19 protein-coding genes and 1 pseudogene are annotated in these 18,575 nt (G+C 60.0%); 8 read left to right on the top strand and 12 right to left on the bottom strand.

The window, feature by feature from the left end:
- Positions 1-49: 49 nt before the first annotated feature.
- On the top strand, positions 50-424 hold the full coding sequence (locus tag AC3IUE_RS13290) for a DUF2784 domain-containing protein (RefSeq protein WP_489267962.1): 375 nt from the start codon (positions 50-52) through the stop codon (positions 422-424).
- Positions 425-446: 22 nt separating this feature from the next.
- The gene (locus AC3IUE_RS13285) at positions 447-1,364 is read left to right on the top strand and encodes a LysR family transcriptional regulator (RefSeq protein WP_415764468.1); all 918 of its coding nucleotides are present in this window, start codon (positions 447-449) and stop codon (positions 1,362-1,364) included.
- A 2-nt stretch (positions 1,365-1,366) separates the two neighbouring features.
- Here the strand turns inward: AC3IUE_RS13285 and AC3IUE_RS13280 are convergent, their stop codons facing one another.
- The 6 genes from AC3IUE_RS13280 to AC3IUE_RS13255 all read right to left on the bottom strand — a co-directional run bounded on the left by AC3IUE_RS13280 (position 1,367) and on the right by AC3IUE_RS13255 (position 8,067).
- Positions 1,367-2,944, bottom strand: a complete 1,578-nt coding sequence (locus tag AC3IUE_RS13280; RefSeq protein ID WP_489267959.1) for a sensor domain-containing diguanylate cyclase — start codon at positions 2,942-2,944, stop codon at positions 1,367-1,369.
- Between the two features lie 844 nt (positions 2,945-3,788).
- Complete coding sequence (locus AC3IUE_RS13275; RefSeq protein ID WP_489267957.1) at positions 3,789-4,556, bottom strand: ABC transporter ATP-binding protein; 768 nt, start codon at positions 4,554-4,556, stop codon at positions 3,789-3,791.
- 21 nt (positions 4,557-4,577) lie between these two features.
- Entirely contained in the window at positions 4,578-5,291 is a 714-nt protein-coding gene (locus AC3IUE_RS13270; protein ID WP_046048148.1) for an ABC transporter permease, read from the bottom strand.
- Complete coding sequence (locus tag AC3IUE_RS13265) at positions 5,288-5,977, bottom strand: ABC transporter permease (protein ID WP_489267955.1); 690 nt, start codon at positions 5,975-5,977, stop codon at positions 5,288-5,290. Before AC3IUE_RS13265 ends, AC3IUE_RS13270 begins: the two co-directional genes overlap by 4 nt.
- 92 nt (positions 5,978-6,069) lie before the next feature.
- Positions 6,070-6,858, bottom strand: coding sequence for an ABC transporter substrate-binding protein (locus tag AC3IUE_RS13260; RefSeq protein WP_489267953.1), 789 nt, complete (start codon positions 6,856-6,858; stop codon positions 6,070-6,072).
- Positions 6,859-6,897: 39 nt separating this feature from the next.
- Entirely contained in the window at positions 6,898-8,067 is a 1,170-nt protein-coding gene (locus AC3IUE_RS13255; RefSeq protein WP_489267951.1) for a M20 aminoacylase family protein, read from the bottom strand.
- 85 nt (positions 8,068-8,152) lie between these two features.
- Between AC3IUE_RS13255 and AC3IUE_RS13250 the strand changes: the two genes are divergently transcribed.
- Positions 8,153-9,142 carry a LysR family transcriptional regulator gene (locus tag AC3IUE_RS13250; protein WP_162247456.1) on the top strand — a complete coding sequence of 330 codons (990 nt, stop codon included), beginning with the start codon at positions 8,153-8,155 and terminating at the stop codon, positions 9,140-9,142.
- Positions 9,143-9,381: 239 nt separating this feature from the next.
- On the opposite strand, the gene AC3IUE_RS13245 is transcribed toward AC3IUE_RS13250, so the two are convergent.
- The gene (locus AC3IUE_RS13245) at positions 9,382-9,909 is read right to left on the bottom strand and encodes a DUF3087 domain-containing protein (protein WP_056744869.1); all 528 of its coding nucleotides are present in this window, start codon (positions 9,907-9,909) and stop codon (positions 9,382-9,384) included.
- 211 nt (positions 9,910-10,120) lie between these two features.
- Between AC3IUE_RS13245 and ppnN the strand changes: the two genes are divergently transcribed.
- The gene (ppnN, locus tag AC3IUE_RS13240; RefSeq protein ID WP_008151729.1) at positions 10,121-11,494 is read left to right on the top strand and encodes a nucleotide 5'-monophosphate nucleosidase PpnN; all 1,374 of its coding nucleotides are present in this window, start codon (positions 10,121-10,123) and stop codon (positions 11,492-11,494) included.
- A gap of 116 nt (positions 11,495-11,610) precedes the next feature.
- Here ppnN and AC3IUE_RS13235 read toward each other — a convergent pair whose 3' ends face one another.
- The gene (locus AC3IUE_RS13235; RefSeq protein ID WP_489267948.1) at positions 11,611-12,672 is read right to left on the bottom strand and encodes an alpha/beta fold hydrolase; all 1,062 of its coding nucleotides are present in this window, start codon (positions 12,670-12,672) and stop codon (positions 11,611-11,613) included.
- A 74-nt stretch (positions 12,673-12,746) separates the two neighbouring features.
- Complete coding sequence (locus tag AC3IUE_RS13230; protein WP_489267946.1) at positions 12,747-13,010, bottom strand: DUF2790 domain-containing protein; 264 nt, start codon at positions 13,008-13,010, stop codon at positions 12,747-12,749.
- A gap of 184 nt (positions 13,011-13,194) precedes the next feature.
- Between AC3IUE_RS13230 and AC3IUE_RS13225 the strand changes: the two genes are divergently transcribed.
- The 4 genes from AC3IUE_RS13225 (at position 13,195) to AC3IUE_RS13210 (ending at position 15,738) form a co-directional block, all read left to right on the top strand.
- Complete coding sequence (locus AC3IUE_RS13225; protein WP_046056498.1) at positions 13,195-13,935, top strand: response regulator; 741 nt, start codon at positions 13,195-13,197, stop codon at positions 13,933-13,935.
- Between the two features lie 196 nt (positions 13,936-14,131).
- On the top strand, positions 14,132-14,434 hold the full coding sequence (locus AC3IUE_RS13220) for a hypothetical protein (protein WP_056744880.1): 303 nt from the start codon (positions 14,132-14,134) through the stop codon (positions 14,432-14,434).
- Between the two features lie 240 nt (positions 14,435-14,674).
- The gene (locus tag AC3IUE_RS13215; RefSeq protein ID WP_489267944.1) at positions 14,675-15,406 is read left to right on the top strand and encodes a substrate-binding periplasmic protein; all 732 of its coding nucleotides are present in this window, start codon (positions 14,675-14,677) and stop codon (positions 15,404-15,406) included.
- A gap of 107 nt (positions 15,407-15,513) precedes the next feature.
- Positions 15,514-15,738: a hypothetical protein gene (locus AC3IUE_RS13210; protein ID WP_010455083.1), complete on the top strand. Its 225-nt coding sequence runs from the start codon at positions 15,514-15,516 to the stop codon at positions 15,736-15,738.
- Positions 15,739-15,977: 239 nt separating this feature from the next.
- Here AC3IUE_RS13210 and AC3IUE_RS13205 read toward each other — a convergent pair whose 3' ends face one another.
- From AC3IUE_RS13205 to AC3IUE_RS13195, 3 genes and pseudogenes are all read right to left on the bottom strand, one after another.
- Positions 15,978-17,417: an FAD/NAD(P)-binding protein gene (locus tag AC3IUE_RS13205; RefSeq protein WP_489267941.1), complete on the bottom strand. Its 1,440-nt coding sequence runs from the start codon at positions 17,415-17,417 to the stop codon at positions 15,978-15,980.
- 23 nt (positions 17,418-17,440) lie between these two features.
- Positions 17,441-17,527 (bottom strand): annotated as a pseudogene (locus AC3IUE_RS13200) (ABC transporter ATP-binding protein); the annotation flags it as partial.
- A 27-nt stretch (positions 17,528-17,554) separates the two neighbouring features.
- On the bottom strand, positions 17,555-18,460 hold the full coding sequence (locus AC3IUE_RS13195; protein WP_489267939.1) for an AMP-binding protein: 906 nt from the start codon (positions 18,458-18,460) through the stop codon (positions 17,555-17,557).
- Positions 18,461-18,575: the final 115 nt, after the last annotated feature.

Raw genomic sequence — 18,575 nt, 5'->3', positions numbered from 1 at the left:
CCAGCCCGAGTACCATGGAGCCATTCGCATAACGCGTCAGGGAGTCGACATGTTTTACCGAATCGCCGCCGACGGGCTGGTCCTGTTTCATCTGTTGTTCATTCTGTTCGTGCTGTTCGGCGGGCTGCTGGTGCTCAAATGGCGCCCCCTGATCTGGTGGCACCTGCCCGCGGCTGCGTGGGGCGTGTCGGTGGAAGTCTTCCACTTGATCTGCCCGCTGACCGAGTGGGAAAACCTCATGCGCGACGCGGCCGGACAAACCGGTTATAGCGGCGGTTTCATCGAGCATTACGTGTGGCCGGTCATTTACCCGGCGGGCCTGACACCGGCGATTCAGCTGGGACTGGGCAGCGTGGTGCTGGCGATCAACGTGCTGGTCTACCTTCGGTTGATCAGGCTGTGGAAGTTACGTCGGGCAACCTGAAGCCGATTCGAGGATTCTGCCCATGTTGTCGATTGAAGATCTCACCTTGCTGGAAGCCATCCGGGAAACCGGCAGCCTGTCCCGGGCGGCGGCCCACTTGGGCAAGGCACCCTCGACGGTGTCCTACGCGGCGCGGCAACTGGAGGAACGCTTTGATGCCTTGCTGTTCGATCGCCGTCGCTACCGCTTGCAGCTGACCCCGGCGGGTGAATTGCTGGTGAACGAGGCGGCGCGACTGATGCAAGACGTCTCGCGGCTGACTCAGCGGGTGCAGCAAGTGGCCAATGGCTGGGAGAGCCGGCTATGGATCGTTACCGATGAGTTGCTCGAATTCGAAGCATTGATCCCGGTGATTCACGAGTTCGATGCGCTGGAGTCCGGCGTGCCGTTGCGCATCACTCAGGAAGTCCTCAAAGGTGTTTGGGAAGCCCTGCGTGAAGGCCGCGCGGACTTGATCATCGGCGCCACCAACGAGCCACCGGCGATCCCTTCCTTGCGCTGGATGCAACTGGGGGAAATGGAATGGGTGTTCGCGGTGTCGCCCAGGCATCCGCTGGCCAGGGCCCAGGAGCCGATTTCACGCGCCATGGTTGCGCAGCACCGGGCGATTGTCGTGGCCGATTCGTCCAGAGTGACCGAGGGCAGCACCTACGGCGTCTCCGGCGGCCAACCGGTGCTCGCCGTGCCGACCATGCGCGCCAAGATCCTCGCCCAGTGCGACGGATTGGGCGTGGGTTGGTTACCGAAACATCGGGTCGGCTCGTTGCTGAAAAACGGCACGCTGGTTGAAAAACAGATGGCCGATCCGCGTGAGCCGAATATTTTGTATGCTGGCTGGCGTGGCGATCATGACGGCCGCGCCCTGGGCTGGTGGCTGGAAAAACTCAAGCAATCGTACCTGTCCACCAAACTGGTTCAGGGCAGTGACCGGTTTGTTTGAATTCAGTTGGCAATGACACTCATGTTCCGGCCGCTGGCCTTGGCCACGTACAGCGCCTTGTCGGCCGCAGCCACCAGGTCGCTGGGCTGGGCTTGTGACGCCGGGTCGTAAGCGGCGACGCCCAGGCTGACCGTCACCGTGCCTTCAGCCCCCTCTCTGTGCTCGATGCCGGCCATCTGAACCGCGCGACGGATTTTTTCCGCCACCAGAAACGCTCCCACGTAGTCGGTCCCAGGCAGTACCACCGCAAACTCTTCGCCGCCATAGCGCGCAGCCAGGTCGCCGGGGCGCTTGATGTTGTCCCTGATGATCGTGCTGATGTTGCGCAAACACTCATCGCCGGCCACATGGCCGTAAAGATCATTGAAGCTCTTGAAGTGATCGACATCGATCATCAGCAGCGCGAGGTGGGCCTGGTTGCGCCTGGCGCGGCCCATTTCGGCGAGGATGAACAGATCGAACTGACGCCGGTTGGACAGCCCGGTCAGCGCGTCCTCCAGCGCCAGCAACTCAAGACTGCGGTTGACCTCGATGAGTTTTTCCTGCGCATCCAGCAGAACGCCCTGCACGTGATTCTGCTGCTTCATGAGGCGAATGAGGCGATAACCGAGGACGCCCAGGAACCCCAGGAATAACGAGACGATCCCGGCACTCAGCAGTACCTCCTCACGCCAACCGGCCAGAACTTCATCTTTATTCAGCGCAGCAAAGATGATCAGCGGATAACCCTCGACCCTTCGGAATCCGACCACCCGCTCGACCCCATCCACATAGGAAGGGACGATTGCCGTGCCTGAATTGCCCTTGGGCAACAGTTGCGTAAACAGCGGCCCCTTGGCGACGCTGGTGCCGATTTCAGTTTCTTTGAATGGCCGACGAACAACGATGGTGGCGTCGTCGGCGATCAGGTTGATCACGCCGTTACCGCCCATGTCGATGCTGTCGTAGAGCCCGAGGAAATGGCTGAGATAAATCGTTGCCAACGCCACGCCGGCAAAACGGCCATCCGGATGATTGACGCGGCGGGACACCGTCATGATCCATTCACCGCTCGAACGACTCTTGATCGACGGGCCGATGTGGGGGCCGCGGTCGGGATGATCGCGATGGAAGATGAAATATTCACGGTCGGAATTGTTGGCATCGGGCACGACCGCGCCGTTGGAATTGGCCACCCAGCGCCCTTCTTCATCATAGATAAACAAGCCATGGAGCTGGCTCAACTCACTGCGCTGGGCCTTGAGCAATCGCTCCAGCCGGGGTACCCGGGACTGGACGATGCCGTCGTTTTCGAGGCGATCCACCAGGGTCAACAGCAACGTATCGGCTTGCTTGATCGACGCCTGCGCTTGCGAGGCCAGGGTCTGGGCAAGGTTGGACATCGCCACTTCTTTGTCGTGCAGATGGTACTGGCGCGAGCTCCAGGATTCCCAAATCACGATAGCCGTCATGGACAGGCACACCGCGACCAGCAGAATCACCGCAGAGCGAACCTTGAGAGTTACCCCGGCTTGCTCGGTGACCCAAGGCATGCCATGACGGGATTGTTCAATTCGATTGTTAACGGACGGATGACCCATGACGCTCCCTGAATACTGATCACAGGGCGAATCTTCCCGTTCGCCCATTTTATAACCCCTGACGGGTATGAGCCGCTTGGTGCCAGGCGACTATGCCTCATCAAACACCCGATAGGTTGATATACGCGAGAATTATTCGCACGGATGTCTCGACAAACGGCGTAATGCTGTTCACTTACGATTGGGGGATATATCCGTTTCTGCGGTGATGGCTGATTACGGTTGGGGTGCATATCCGTTTCTGCGGTGATGGCTGATTACGGTTGGGGTACATATCCGTTTCTGCGGTGATGGCTGATTACGGTTTCGCTTTTACAGCGAGTCACTTGGAAAAGCCCCAAGTAACCAAGGGCTCCTGCCCCGCCATTCGGCCTCTGGGAACGGGGCGGCAGATCTGAAGCCAAAGCAAAGCAACGGCAACAGCAAGATCAAAAGATCGCAGCCTCGTTTCACTCGACAGCTCCTACCGGGGAGAGGGGATGCACGCACGCTCCTCACCACTCAACAGGCCGAGCGTTAGCTCGCCTGCAGCTTTTGATCTTGATGCACCGCACCCTCGAGAGGCCGAGTGGAGGTTCTGCGCAGTGGGCAACCCGGCATGGATGCCGGGTTAGCCGCCCCCGGCCATGGATGGCCGATGGCGGCGGGCCCACGGAGCAGGACCGGAGCGAGGGCATGCCGAGCCACAGCGAGGCACCGAACGAAAGGGGCAAATGCGCTTTGGTTACTTTGGCGCTCTTCCAAAGTGACCCGCTGTAAGAGCGGAACCATAAGCCGCCGTGACCACAGAAACGGATATGTACACGATCAACAAAACACAGGTCGACCGGGCGAGGGTTTTACGCTACTTGAGGCTTCCCACCAAAAACTGCTGCAACCGCTCGCTGTCAGGCATATCCAAAACAGTAGACGGTGCCCCCTGTTCTTCAACCCGTCCCTGATGCAAAAACATGACGTGGTTCGACACCTGTCGGGCAAACGCCATTTCATGGGTGACCACCACCATCGTCCGGCCCTCTTCGGCCAGCTGCTGCATGACCTTGAGCACCTCGCCCACCAGCTCGGGGTCCAGGGCGGAGGTCGGTTCGTCGAACAGCATCACTTGCGGCTCCATGGCCAGCGCACGAGCAATGGCGACGCGCTGTTGCTGGCCGCCGGACAGCTGGACCGGATACTGCGTCTCGACCTTTGCCGGCAAACCCACCTTGGCAAGGTAATGCCGCGCCCGCTCCAGAGCCTCCGCCCGTCGGACACCCAGCACGCTCATCGGGCACTCGATGATGTTTTCCAGCACCGTCATGTGGCTCCACAGATTGAAGTGCTGGAACACCATCGACAGCTTGCTGCGCATGACTTGCAACTGCGCGGGATCGACCGCACACAAATCGCCCCGTGAATTCTTGCGGGTCAGCAGCTCTTCGGCATTGACGATGATGCGCCCGGCGGACGGTTGTTCGAGATGGTTGATACAGCGCAAGAAGGTACTTTTTCCCGACCCCGAAGAGCCGATGATGCTGATCACGTCACCCGCCCTGGCCTTCAGTGAGACTCCTTTCAAGACTTCATGGCTGCCGTAGTTCTTATGCACATCTTCAACGATCAATTTATACATTCGAGCATGTCCAGTGAGGGGTCAGTGCGTCCGCGGTTTGAGGTAGCCCAGCCAATGCAGTTCGCCGCGACGAAACAGCCAGATCAGGAAAAACGCGCTGCCGGCATACAGCACCCCGGCAATGCCGAACGCGGCAAAGGATGCATAAGTCGCCGAGTTGACGTCGCGGGCAATTTTCAGCAGATCGGGGACCGTGGCGGTAAACGCCACCGAGGTGGAATGCAGCATCAGAATCACTTCATTGCTGAAAAACGGTAGGGCCCGGCGCAACGCCGACGGCAAGACGATCCGGCGATAGAGGGTGAACCGGCTCATGCCGTAGGCGCTGGCGGCCTCGATTTCGCCATGGGGAGTGGCCCGGATGGAGCCGGCGAAAATTTCGGTCATGTAGGCGCAGGTATTGAGCGCGAACGCCAGCACCGTGCAGTTGAACCCGTCACGGAAAAACGCGTTGAGAAAATCCTGGGATCGGACCACGTGCAAGCTGTACACCCCGGTGTAGAAAAACAGCAGCTGGATGTACAACGGGGTGCCGCGAAATACGTAGGTGTAGCACCAGACCGGCAGACGGATCAGCGGGTTGCGGCTGACGCGGGCAATCGACAACGGCACCGCGAGCAGGAAGCCCGTCACCACCGAAAGAATGAGCAGCCACAAGGTCACCGCCAATCCGGAAAAATGTGGCCCGTCACTCCACAGATACGCCTGCCAGTAGTTTTCGAGAATGCCGGTCATAGCGCAGCCTTCCTGACACCCACCGAATAGCGGTGCTCAAGCCACATCAAGACAACGTTGGACACCGTGGTGATGGCGAGGTAGATCAGGCCGCCGACCAGCGTGAAATAAAAGAACTGCATCGAGCCTTTGCCCGCATCCTGCGTGGCTTTGATGACATCGGTCAGGCCGATGATCGATACCAGCGCGGTCGACTTGATCAACACCTGCCAGTTATTGCCAATACCCGGCAGTGCGTGACGGAGCATTTGCGGGAACAGGATTTTGCGAAAGGTTTTGCCACGGGTCATGCCGTAGGCCCTTGCCGCTTCGAGCTGGCCAGCCGGGACCGCCTGGAAGGCGCCACGAAATGTCTCGGTAAAGTAAGCCCCGTAAATGAAGGCCAGGGTGATGACGCCGGCCAGAAACGGGTCGATGTCGATCTGAGCGATGCCCAGCCAATCGGTCATCCGGTTGAGCAGCATTTGCAAGCTGAAGAACAGCAACAGCATGATCACCAGGTCCGGCATGCTGCGAATCACCGTCGTATAACCGGTGGCCAGCGTTCGCAACAAACGGTTGGAGGACAACTTGGAACTGGCGCCGAGCAGCCCGGCCAGGACCGCGATCAACAATGACCATAACGCCAGTTTGATAGTGGCCAGGGTGCCCAGCAGGATCTGCGGGCCAAAGCCTTCCAGAAGCATTTCACTCTCCTTGTTCTTATTAGGTCGAGGTGAAGGGGGATGCTGCAATGAAGCGGTCAGGCGACCGCTCTGTTTCAATGATCGAAGGGGCGCTACTTCGCGCCGTAGACGTCGAAATCGAAGTACTTTTTATTGATCCGCGCGTAAGTGCCATTGGCCAGAATCGTCGCCAGGGCCTTGTTCAAGTCTTCGCGCAACTCGACATCGCTCTTGCGCAAACCGATGCCGTCACCGACGCCGAAAAAGGCCGGATCATCCAGAGTGGCGCCGGCAAATTCATAGTCCTTGCCCTGCGTGGTGTTGAGGAAGCCGTAGCTGGCTTGAATGGCCCCTTGCACCGAGGCATCGAGTCGGCCCACCACCAGATCCGCATACACTTGGTCCTGATTTTGGTAGGAAAGCACGTCGATGCCCTTCGAACCCCAGATGGCTTTGGCATACGCCTCCTGCGTCGAACCCTGCTCCACACCAATGCGTTTGCCCTTGAGCGATTCGAGGGTGGGCAGCAGGCCCGATCCACGCTTGACGACCAACCGGGCCGGCGCGTTGGAGACCTTGTCGGTGAACGCAATCTGCTCCAGACGCTTGGGCGTCACGGTCATCGACGACGCCACCGCATCGAACTTGCGCGCCAGCAGCGCCGGGATCATGCCGTCCCAGCTGCTTTCAACCCAAATGCAGCGGGCCTTCAACTCGGTACACAGCGCCTCGGCGATGTCGACCCCGAAGCCGGTCAGCGTGCCGTCCTGGTTCTTGTACTCCAGCGGTGGATACGTGGGGTCCACCCCCAGTTTCAGGACTTTGCCAGACCAGTCGGCCGCGCCGGCCAGACCTGTGGCCGTCAACAACACCAATGAAACAGCCGCAATCATCTTGTTCATTATTTTTGTTCCTCTCAGGCCCAACGAAAATACGGCGACTCAACCCAGAAAACGTTCGACCAACTTGACCCAGTAACTCGCACCGATCGGCAGGCAGGCATCATTGAAGTCGTAGCCGGGGTTGTGCAGCAGGCACCCGCTATCGCCCTCGCCGTTGCCGATCACCAGGTAACTGCCGGGGCATTTTTCCAGGACAAAGGCAAAATCCTCACTCGCGGTGAAGGGCCGCAAATCGTCGATCAGTTGCCCTTCTCCCAACCATTCGCGCGCAACTTCTCGGGCAAACGCGGTGGGCTCGGGATGGTTAATCAACACCGGATGACAATGCTGATAATCGATGTGGGCCCGGGCCCCAAAGCTGGCCGCCTGACCGTTGACCAATTCGGTAATCCTGACTTCGAGCAAGTGGCGAATCTCGGGCGTAAGGGCGCGCACGCTCAGGCTCATCTCGGCGCTGGACGGAATCACGTTCGAGGCGCTGCCGGCATGAAGGGAACCGATCGTGATGATCGCCATTTCCTGCGGATTAACGTTGCGCGAGACGATGCTTTGCAGGGCGATCACGATCGAGGAGCAGACCAGCACCGGGTCGACCGCCTTGTGCGGCACCGCGCCATGACCACCGTTGCCGATGATTTTGATGTTCACCGTGTCGGCAGACGCCATGAACGGGCCGCTGTAGAAACCCAGATGCCCGACGGGATAACCCGGCACGTTGTGCATGGCGAAAATCGCATCACACGGGAACCGTTCGAGCAGACCGTCCTCGAGCATTTTCCGCGCACCGCCCAGGCCTTCTTCGGCCGGTTGAAAAATCAGATTTACAGTGCCATTGAACGCCCGGGTCTGCGCCAGGTGTTTAGCGGCTGCGAGCAGTGTTGCCGTATGGCCGTCGTGGCCGCAGGCATGCATGACGCCGTCGATCCGGCTGGCATAGGGCAAACCGGTGGTTTCCTGAATCGGCAGTGCATCCATGTCGGCGCGCAAACCAATCGACCGGCCCTCGCCATTTTTCAGGGTGGCGACGACGCCGGTCTTGCCCACGCCAGTGCTGACCTCAAACCCCCACTGCGTCAAACATTCTGCAACCCGCTCGCTGGTGACGAACTCTTCAAAGCCCAATTCGGGGTGCGCGTGAATGCTATGGCGCAACGCGATCATTTCCTCTTGGATGGCTGCAATACCCGGCAAGACTGGGTCGGCGATCATTGTTGTATTCCTTCGATAAGACCTGAGCGGTTGCTGAGTCGGATCTTAGGGAACGGGCTCTGGGCTGGGGAGGCCCAGTTTGGTTATGATGACAACCATGGGTTGTCACCAGGGTGAGCAGATGAAACTCCATCAATTACAAGCACTGATTGCCAGCGCCGAAACCGGCAGCATCCGCGCCGCCGCGCGTTCGCTGGACATCTCCCAGGCCGCCGTGACCAAAGCATTGCGCGAACTGGAAACCAGTCAGCAGTTACCGCTGTTCACCCGAACCCCCAGCGGCCTGAACTTCACGGAATACGGCAAAGTATTGCTGACCCACGCCCGGCTCGTGATCAAGCAACTGGAGCATGCACAGACCGAGCTCGATCACATGCGCGGCAAGGCCCAAGGGCGTCTGTGTGTCGGGGTCACGCCCTGGATCGCCCTGACCTTCTTGCCCGAGGTGGTTCTGGCGTTTCGCGAGCGCATGCCGGAAATCCGCCTGGAGCTGTACGAAAGCCTGATGGCCGTGGCCCAGCCGTTGTTGCGCGATGGCAGCATGGATTTTGCGATTGGCCAGTTGCACCCGGCGCAATCGACCCAGGAGTTTGCCTGCGAAACATTGCTCGATTACCAGACGTCGGTGCTGGTCCGTCAGGGCCATGCTCGGCAGGACGCTCGGTCGATCCATGAGCTACTGGAGCAGAACTGGACGCTGAACTACGCGCCGGACGGACACGACGGGCTGATGCAGGCGTTGTTCTGGAAACACGGTGCGCAGATCGATGAGAACCGAATCGTTCGGGCCCATTCACTGGCCATCCTGCAAATGATGGTCGAGCGGGCCGACATGTGTACCTGGGGACCGTCCATCGTGAGCGTTGCCCCGCCCTTCCTCGGCCGGGTGGTTGCCCTGGAGCTGGCCGAGCAGTTCGAACCCCGGCAGCTGAGCATCGTGACCCGCCGCAATGGCTCGCTGAGCAATGCAGCGCTGTGCTTTACCGACTGCCTGTTGCAGGTCATTCGGCGCCACGCCCGCTCGGCCAAAAAGGAAGACAGGGAACTCTTTGAAACCCTGCGTCTGCGGGTTTAAGCGCCATAACACGATCCAAGTAGCAGCTGCCGAAGCCTGCGTTCGGCTCTGTAGCAGCTGTCGAGCTTGCGAGGCTGCGTTCGGCTGCGCAGCAGTCGTAAAACCTGAGTGCGAGGTTTTTCTGAAACACCGCGTTGTCTGATTTCACGACTGCTGCGCAGCCGAACGCAGCCTCGCAAGCTCGACAGCTGCTACAAGGTTTGCGTTGCGGCTGTCGGTTTCTGCCCACACCAGAGGTCCTACCGAGGCGTCTGCTTCACGGCCTCGATCCAGGCGGGATTCAATTGCGTCTGATCAGTCTCGATACCCAGCGCTTCCATCCGCGCCTTGTGCTGATCCATCTCGCGGGTCAATTGGCTGTGATCACTGGAGTTGCCGTCCAGCTCGTGCATCTGGCTCAACCCCAGATGGTAGAAACGCAGCAGCTTCATGGCCGTCGGATCCTCCTTCTCCACCGCCGCCGTCACCTGATGCATGACGTTGGTGATGCTCATCAGGCTGCGCTTGAGCTGCCAGCCGTAAACCGCCGGGGCCATCCACGGCTGGGTCCAGAACATGCCACGCATCAGTGCGGCCATCAGCAGCACCGCCACGAACACGCCACCGACGTTAAAGCGCAGATTGTCGCCATCGGGCTCACCGAACAGCGCCACCGCCGTGGTCGACAACACCATCGCCAGGGCCAGGAAAATCAAGGCTATGATTATCGTGCTGCGTCGCGTCTGGCTTCGATAGCGTTCGGGGTTCTGCGGCTGGATTTCGAACATCGCGACGGGGTTCCTTGAGGGCATGGGTAAAAAGACTGCGGGGCATTATCGCCTCTGCAGGGGATTTAGCTATGCTGGGGCTCCTTTTCATCTTTTCATCGTCAAACGGGGAAATGGCGATACAGCGCAGTTCGTGCCATCTTCTTTCATGGATACATACTATTCGGATGCCATTTGCCTGTATGAGTGGCATCGTTTTAAGGATCATTGAATGACCCAACGACAAGTAATCAACGCCTCGGTCAGCCCAAAAGGCAGCCTGGAAACCCTTTCTCAACGTGAAGTACAGCAACTGAGCGAAGCCGGATCCGGCAGCACCTACACCTTATTCCGCCAGTGCGCCCTGGCCATCCTCAATACCGGCGCCCATGTCGATAACGCCAAAACCATCCTCGAAGCCTACAAGGACTTCGAAATCCGCATTCACCAGCAGGACCGCGGCGTACGCCTGGAACTGCTGAACGCCCCGGCCGATGCCTTCGTTGATGGCGAAATGATCGCCAGCACCCGGGAAATGCTCTTCAGCGCCCTGCGCGACATCGTCTACACCGAAAACGAACTCGACGCCCAGCGCATCGACCTGAGCACCTCCCAGGGCATCAGCGACTACGTGTTCCACCTGCTGCGCAACGCCCGCACCCTGCGCCCCGGCGTGGAGCCGAAGATCGTGGTGTGCTGGGGCGGCCACTCGATCAACACCGAAGAATACAAATACACCAAAAAAGTAGGCCACGAACTGGGCCTGCGCAGCCTCGACATCTGCACCGGTTGCGGTCCCGGCGTGATGAAAGGCCCGATGAAAGGCGCGACCATCGCCCACGCCAAGCAGCGCATTCACGGTGGCCGCTACCTCGGTTTGACCGAGCCGGGCATCATCGCCGCCGAAGCGCCCAACCCGATCGTCAACGAATTGGTGATCCTGCCGGACATCGAAAAACGTCTGGAAGCCTTCGTCCGCGTCGGCCACGGCATCATCATCTTCCCGGGCGGCGCCGGCACCGCCGAAGAGTTCCTGTACCTGCTCGGCATCCTGATGCACCCGGACAACGCCGGCCTGCCCTTTCCCGTGGTTCTCACTGGGCCGAAACATGCCGCGCCGTATCTGGAGCAACTGGATGCGTTTGTCGGTGCCACGCTGGGTGAAGCCGCGAAGCAACACTACGAGATCATCATCGATGACCCGGCTGAAGTCGCGCGTCAAATGACTCAAGGTCTAAAAGCGGTCAAGCAGTTCCGCCGCGAGCGCAATGACGCGTTCCATTTCAACTGGCTGCTGAAAATCGACGAAGGCTTCCAGCGCCCGTTCGATCCAACCCACGAAAACATGGCCAACCTGAAACTGAGCCGCAACCTGCCGGCCCACGAACTGGCCGCCAACCTGCGCCGCGCGTTCTCCGGCATCGTCGCCGGCAACGTCAAGGACAAGGGTATCCGACTGATCGAAGAACACGGGCCGTACCAGATCCGTGGCGATGCGGCCGTCATGCAACCGCTGGATCAACTGCTCAAAGCCTTCGTCGCCCAGCACCGGATGAAACTGCCCGGCGGCGCGGCGTATGTGCCGTGTTATCAAGTGGTTGCGTAACAGGCACCATCAAACAACCCTGTGGGAGCGAGCCTGCTCGCGATAGCTGTGTGTCATTCAACCATGATGTTGACTGACACACCGCCATTCGCGAGCAGGCTCGCTCCCACAGTGGTTTATAGGTGATCCGCATCAATGATCGCCTTGGCAAAGGCCTGCGGATCTTCCTGTGGCAAGTTGTGGCCGATGCCGCCGCTGATGAGTCGGTACTCATATTTGCCGGTGAAGCGCTTGGCATAATCCTCGGCAGCCGGATGTGGCGCCCCATTGGCATCCCCTTCCATGGTGATGGTCGGCACCGTAATGACCGGGGCCTTGGCCAGCCGCTGCTCCAGCGCTTCATATTGAGGTTCGCCCTGAATCATGCCCAACCGCCAGCGATAGTTGAAGATCGTAATAGCCACATGATCGGGGTTGTCCAGGGCCACCGCGCTGCGGTCGAAAGTCGCGTCGTCGAAGGTCCATTTCGGGGAGGCCAGCTCCCAGATCAACTTGGCGAAGTCGTGGCGATTTTTTTCGTAACCGGCCTGGCCGCGTTCCGTAGCGAAGTAAAACTGGTACCACCATTGCAGCTCGGCCTTGGGCGGCAACGGGTTCTTGCCGGCGGCCTGATTGCCGATGAGGTAGCCGCTCACCGAGACCAGCGCCTCCACCCGCTCCGGCCAGAGCGCCGAGACGATGTCCGCCGAGCGCGCACCCCAGTCGTAGCCACCGAGCACCGCCTTCTTGATCTTGAGCGCATCCATAAAGTCGATGACGTCACTGGCCAACGCGGCGGGCTGGCCGTTGCGAACAGTCTTGTCGGACAGGAAATGCGTGTCGCCGTAGCCCCGTGCATACGGGATCAGCACCCGGTACCCCTTGGCCGCCAACAAGGGCGCCACTTCGCTATAGCTGTGAATGTCGTAGGGCCAACCGTGCAGAAGAATCACCACCGGACCATCGGCGGGGCCGACTTCGGCGTAAGCCACATTCAGCAACCCGGCGCTGACATGCTTCAGCGGGCCGAACGAGTCCGCCTTGAGGGTGCCGGCGCTGGCCACCACTGGCTCTGGTGTCGCGGCTTGCGCATTGGCAGCACCAAGGGCACCTAACTGCATCAGCGCGAAAGCGAGGACCGATGGGCCAAAGAAACGACGACGTGAGTCGTTTTTTTTGCTCAACACATTCATCTTCATGGTGATTTCCCTGGAAGTCATTGACCTGGTGTTCTGGACGACGTGTTTCGACAGCGATGAGCGTAGTGGAAGGATCAGCCGCCCTGATTGCCGCACTCTGCGAATTTGCTGTAATCGAGGACTTTCTGCGTGCCGCTGGAATCGAGGTAGGTCAGGCGGGCATCGACAATGCCGCAATTGCCGCCGCCGTTGTCGGCGACGGAAACCACTTTCTTGATATCCAGGTGGGTGCCGTGAGAAGTTATCTGCGACGGCGCTTGAACATCAGCATGGGCCGAAAACGCTGCAACGTTCAGGACCGCGAAGAAGCTGGCGGCAATCAGTTTGTTCCAGTTCATGGTGATTTCCTCAGGGTTGCAATGGGCAGTGGTTGTGAGGCAAGTCGTCTTGTCTCGATGGAACCCATTTAATCGGCCCGAGGTATCTGCCATGTGTCGTAAAACCGGAATTAGTAAGGCGTAAGGTGTCTGCGGGGGCACCCGATACAGTGCGATACAAAGCGAACAACAAGAGGCTTGAGCGATGGAACATGTGAACCACATCCTGATCGTCGACGACGACCGGGAGATTCGCGAGTTGGTCGGCAATTACCTGAAGAAGAACGGGCTGCGCACCACCGTCGTCGCCGATGGCCGGCAGATGCGCAGTTTTCTGGAAGCCAATCAGGTGGACCTGATCGTGCTGGACATCATGATGCCCGGCGATGACGGCCTGCTGCTGTGCCGCGAATTGCGCTCGGGCAAACACAAAGCCACGCCGATCCTGATGCTCACCGCACGCAACGACGAAACCGATCGCATCCTCGGCCTGGAAATGGGCGCCGACGACTACCTGACCAAACCCTTCGCCGCCCGCGAACTGCTGGCGCGGATCAACGCCGTGTTGCGCCGCACCCGGATGCTGCCGCCGAACCTGTTGATTACCGAAACCGGCCGATTGCTGGGTTTCGGTCGCTGGCGCCTGGACACCACCGCCCGGCACTTGCTCGACGAAGACGGCACGATGGTGGCCCTCAGTGGCGCCGAATACCGTCTGCTGCGGGTGTTCCTCGATCACCCGCAACGGGTGCTCAGCCGTGACCAGCTGCTCAACCTGACCCAGGGCCGCGACGCCGACCTGTTTGACCGCTCGATTGATTTGCTGGTGAGCCGTCTGCGCCAACGATTGATGGATGACTCACGGGAATCGACCTATATCAAAACCGTGCGCAGCGAAGGCTACGTGTTCTCCTACCCGGTGGAATTGCTCGGCGCAGAATCATGAAGCTCTCCCCAGCAGAACCTGAGGAGCGTTTTTCATAGGGTTTTGTATCCGTCTGTATAAGAACCCGCGACAGATACGCAGACACCGATTTCAGCTTGTTCGAGCACACATCACCGATACACCCGAGCGTTTAACTGTGATCACCGGATAGCAGCCGCTACCGACCCACTCAAACTAAACGCACGGAGAATCACCCATGATCAACTTCTCGAAAGTCTCGTCCCTGGCACTCGGTCTGGCACTGGTTGGTGGTCTCGGCCTGACTAGCCTGGCGTCGGCCCACACCGGCCATGCGGCGTCCCCTGGCCAGGTTCAACAACTGCTGGTGGAAGGCGGTTCCGATCGTCTGATCGAGAATCGCGTGGCTGAAGGCGGTGCCGACCGTCTGCAAGAACTGCGCGAACGTGTGGCATCGGTCAGCCCGAGCAACGCCCTGCGCGGTGGTGTGGTTGTCGCGGAAAACCGTCCTGAATTCGGCTCGAAATATCAGCGGTATTGATCAAAACCTTCACACAACGAGGATCAACTGTGGGAGCGAGCTTGCTCGCGATGGCGGTGTGTCATTCAACATTAATGTTGATTGACAGGGCCTCATCGCGAGCAAGCTCGCTCCCACAGTTGATTGTGTCAAGCCACACCCATAAGTCCTGAGATCTGACGTAAAAGCCCCGATAATTCCTCGGGACAGTTGCAGCACGCCCGTACTAAGATTTGCGCTTCACTTCATCAAGGACGATTCATGAAGCGCATTGCCGGTTGCCTGTTGTCTTTCCTGACCTTTACGGCGGTCGCGGCGGATCTGAACCTGCTCACCGACAACCATCCGCCCTTGCACTTTCAGCAAGGTAATCAACTGGTGGGGTTTGGCGTGGACGTGGTGCAGGCACTGGCCGAACGCACCGGCGACCAGGTGCACTTGCAACAGGTCCCTTTGCTGCGCGCCCTGCACGTCGCCGCGACCGAGCCTGCCACCGGGGTGTTTACCGTGTTGCGCACCGCCGAGCGCGAGAGCCAATACCAGTGGGTCGGTCCGCTGATGGACGTGGAAACGGCGCTTTATTCCGCTAACACCCAGCAACCGGTGCGCAGTTTGCAGGACGCCAGCACCCAGGGCCGTATCGCCGTCCCGCGAAAATGGCTGGCTTACGACTACTTGCGCAAGCAGGGTCTGAACAATCTGTATGGTGTGGAAACGCCCGAACAAATGATGCGTCTGGCACGTCTGGGGCGCGTCGAATTTGTCGTGGCCGACACCCTCTCCATCGCCACCCTCGCCCGGGAAGAAGGCTTGGCGCCCAGCCAGTTGCACTATCAGATGCCGCTGATGAAGCAAGGCACCTACATCGCGTTTTCCCCGCAAACCGATGCGCGCCAGGTCGCGCGCTGGCAACAGGCGCTGGACGAGATGAACCGCGATGGGCGTCTGGAACAACTCAAGCAGCGCTGGCTCAGCGACAACACACCCCGCTGACGATGGATCAACGCTCTCGATAACAACTATGCGTCAGGGTGTTTTTTCATCGCGAAGCTCCAGCTCTACAGTGGCCACATCTTCTCCCCACGCTCTGGAGCACCCTCATGAAAAGCATCATTGGTCTTGGATTCGCCCTTTCGGTTCTTGGCGCTACCTCCGCCATCGCCGCCCCACACGCCACCTCGCAGGTCGTTGCCGCGGCTAAAGTCAGCCAACCGGCCACACTGAACGTGAACACTGTCGGTGTTGATCACAAAGACAGCCAGGCGAGCAAACTGTACGTCGCTGAAAACCGCCCTGAGTTCGGTTCTAAGTATCAGCGTTATTGATCAACGGCGTTGCGCCGCTTGAAACAACAAACCCCGGGTAGATCCAATCTACCCGGGGTTTGTTGTCTTTAATGTTGAAATACAGGCTCGAGATATCTGTAGCAGCTGCCGAGCCTGCGAGGCTGCGTTCGGCTGCGAAGCAGTCGTAAACCCTGTTCACTCGGTTTTCCTGAAACACCGCATCGTCTGATTTCACGACTGCTTCGCAGCCGAACGCAGCCTCGCAGGCTCGGCAGCTGCTACAGAAGCGACGGAGTTGTCAGGCGAGCGGCGAGCGCCTTGGCCTGGCTCGCGACGTCGGTCACTGCGGTGCTTTCCCACCACATGCCGCGCAACGGTGGGCCCATGGCGAACAGACGACTGGCGACGTGTTCATCGGCGCCCAACACCGCGCCATCCACCGCCGCCGCAATCCCCAGCGCCAACGGCCCCGGCCGGACAAGTCCGCGGGCCAGCAGTTGCTGTGGCAGCGGTCGGGCCACCCGCCGCCAGTCGTATTCGATGCCGCTGGAATTGATCAATGCCGCGCCGCTGACAACGGTGGTTTCTGCCTCACCCCGACGGCGGATGCGGATGCTCACTGCGCCGTCCGCTGAAGGCTCCAGCCCTTTGAACGACGCCGCCTGAATCCGCAACCGCCCTTCCTTGTGCAACCGCCCCACCAGTTCGGCACTCAACGGCGGCGAGCGGTGGTGATGACTTTCCCACCACGGCCGCACATGCCGGACGAACTGCCGACGCTGCACGTCCGTCGCCTGATGCCACAAGCGGCCGATATGCGCCCGCACGGTGTCGAGCGGCGCCTGCCAGTCGATGCCTTGAACGATGGCGTCCCGGCAATGCCGACGCAGCTCGCGCACCAGCTGCCGCGGTGTGCGAATGCTCTGATCCTCGGCGAGAAAATCTACCCAGGCCGGTGGCTGACGACGTACATGAGGCAGCAAGCCATGCCGGGAAAACACTTCGATCGGCCCGCGATGCCCGGCCTGTTCCAGCGACACCACGGCATCGACCATGGTCAGGCCCGAGCCGATGATCAGCACGGTCGACTGCGGATCAAGCTGCTGCATGCCAGCGACATCCCATGGATCAAGCGCAGCGGCATTCAAGCCGCTGGACTCGGTCTGTGGCGTGCGCGCCGCGGGGAACATCCCCGTGGCCAACACCGCATAAGCGCCCTGCAAGCGTTGCCCGTCACTCAACGTCAGCAACACAGAATCATCCGCCGTTTGCAGGTCAACCACCTCGGCCCGCACATGCTCGACCGTTGACCCGTTCACCGCCCCCACCGCTTGCGCTTCGGCCAGGCGTTGCTGCACGTACAGGCCGAAAATCCCCCGGGGCGGGAACAATTCGCTGACCGGCACATGTTGCTCGTCAGACTCCGGCCAGCCACCGGCCGCGATGTATTCAGTCAGCCATTGGGTCAGGTCGTCGACGTTGTCCGGGTCGACGCTCATCCGCGCCGCATTGCCGTTGAGCGTGTGGCCCAACTCGACCGCGCTGTACGCCTCGCCCCGACCGAGTTCCGCGCGGGGTTCGATCACCAGCACCTGGCGTTTGCCCGGCAGGCGCAGCAACTGCGCCGCCAGCATTGCGCCGCTGAGGCCGCCGCCGACGATCAGGATGTCCGCGTGGCGGATGGCGTCGGTGGCCTGTCCGCTTTGGGTTTCAGTCATGGCGTTCTCACTGATCAATGTTTCATCTCGAAAATCTCTTGGACGATAATAGGCGCCAAACCCATGGAAGGTTCATCAAGCAGTACCAAAGTAGGACAGAGAAATACCGCTGACTTGCAGGATGGAATCGCTCGAGCTCATGCGATGTCCCGTTTGAATTCGGATAGCCAGGCAGGCGCAGGTTGCGCGTCGGGGGCGCGCGTGGCTTGCCAGATGAAATGCAGGTTTTGAAAGCCCAGCAGTCGGCGAACGCGGTTTTTGATCAGTCGTTGCAGGCCTTTTTCCGGGTGGGCGATGGCCCAGTCGCAGAGGCGTCGGCGCCAGGTGCCTTGGGGGGCGAGACGGCTGTCGATTTCGGCGGCCAGCAGTTGCAGGCGCTCGGCCGATAACAACAATCCCGAGGGTGCCACTTCACGACGGTCGCGGCTGGCACTGTCGAGGCTTTCCGGGAAGGCCAGAGCATGGCCGCGGTTCAGCCAGTGTTCGAGCAAAACGCTGAGGCCGGCCTGCCATTGGGTGCCCTCTTCGCTCCACAATGGCTTGCCTTGTGCCCAGCGGCTCAGGCGTTGCGGGGGTTCAACCGGGCCGAGTAGATCAGCGAAGTTCAACAGCGATTGACCTTCGTTGAGCCAGAGTTTCCGGGGCTGTCGACCCTGGACGAACGCGTGAGTGGGCCGGCTGCGCCGCAGGTTTTTGTGCAGTGATTCGGGGTCGAGGTTGTCCGGCAAGGTCAGCAGTTCACCGCCGATATGTAGCGATGCCAGGGCCAGCAGCAATAAATTCGGCTCGAAGGCGCCGCTCAACGCCAGACGCGATTTTTTTGTGAATCCTTGCTGACTCAAGCCGTCGGCCAAACGCTCGACATCGCGCAAGGCATCGATCCAGCGCCAGACGAACCACTGACCATGGCGTTTGTGGCGCAACGCAGGTTGCAAGGGCCTGACCTGCGCCCAGTGGCGCAATTGCTCCAAAGCCTTGGGCAGATCGACCCGACACTCGGTGGTGTCCGCGATTGGCGGAGGTTTGAGTTCGTGCACGCTCATTGGCTTGACCTCCTGTTCATGGGCAAAAGCGTGCGGTGGTCCGCAGGGCTGAAGGGTTAACGCAATATGTAAAACTCCACCGATCCACTGTGGGAGCGAGCTTGCTCGCGATGGC

It is taken from the genome of Pseudomonas sp. GL_093 (assembly GCF_057837605.1).
Note: the sequence above shows the minus strand (reverse complement) of the source record. Positions and strands in the feature narration are given on the sequence as shown.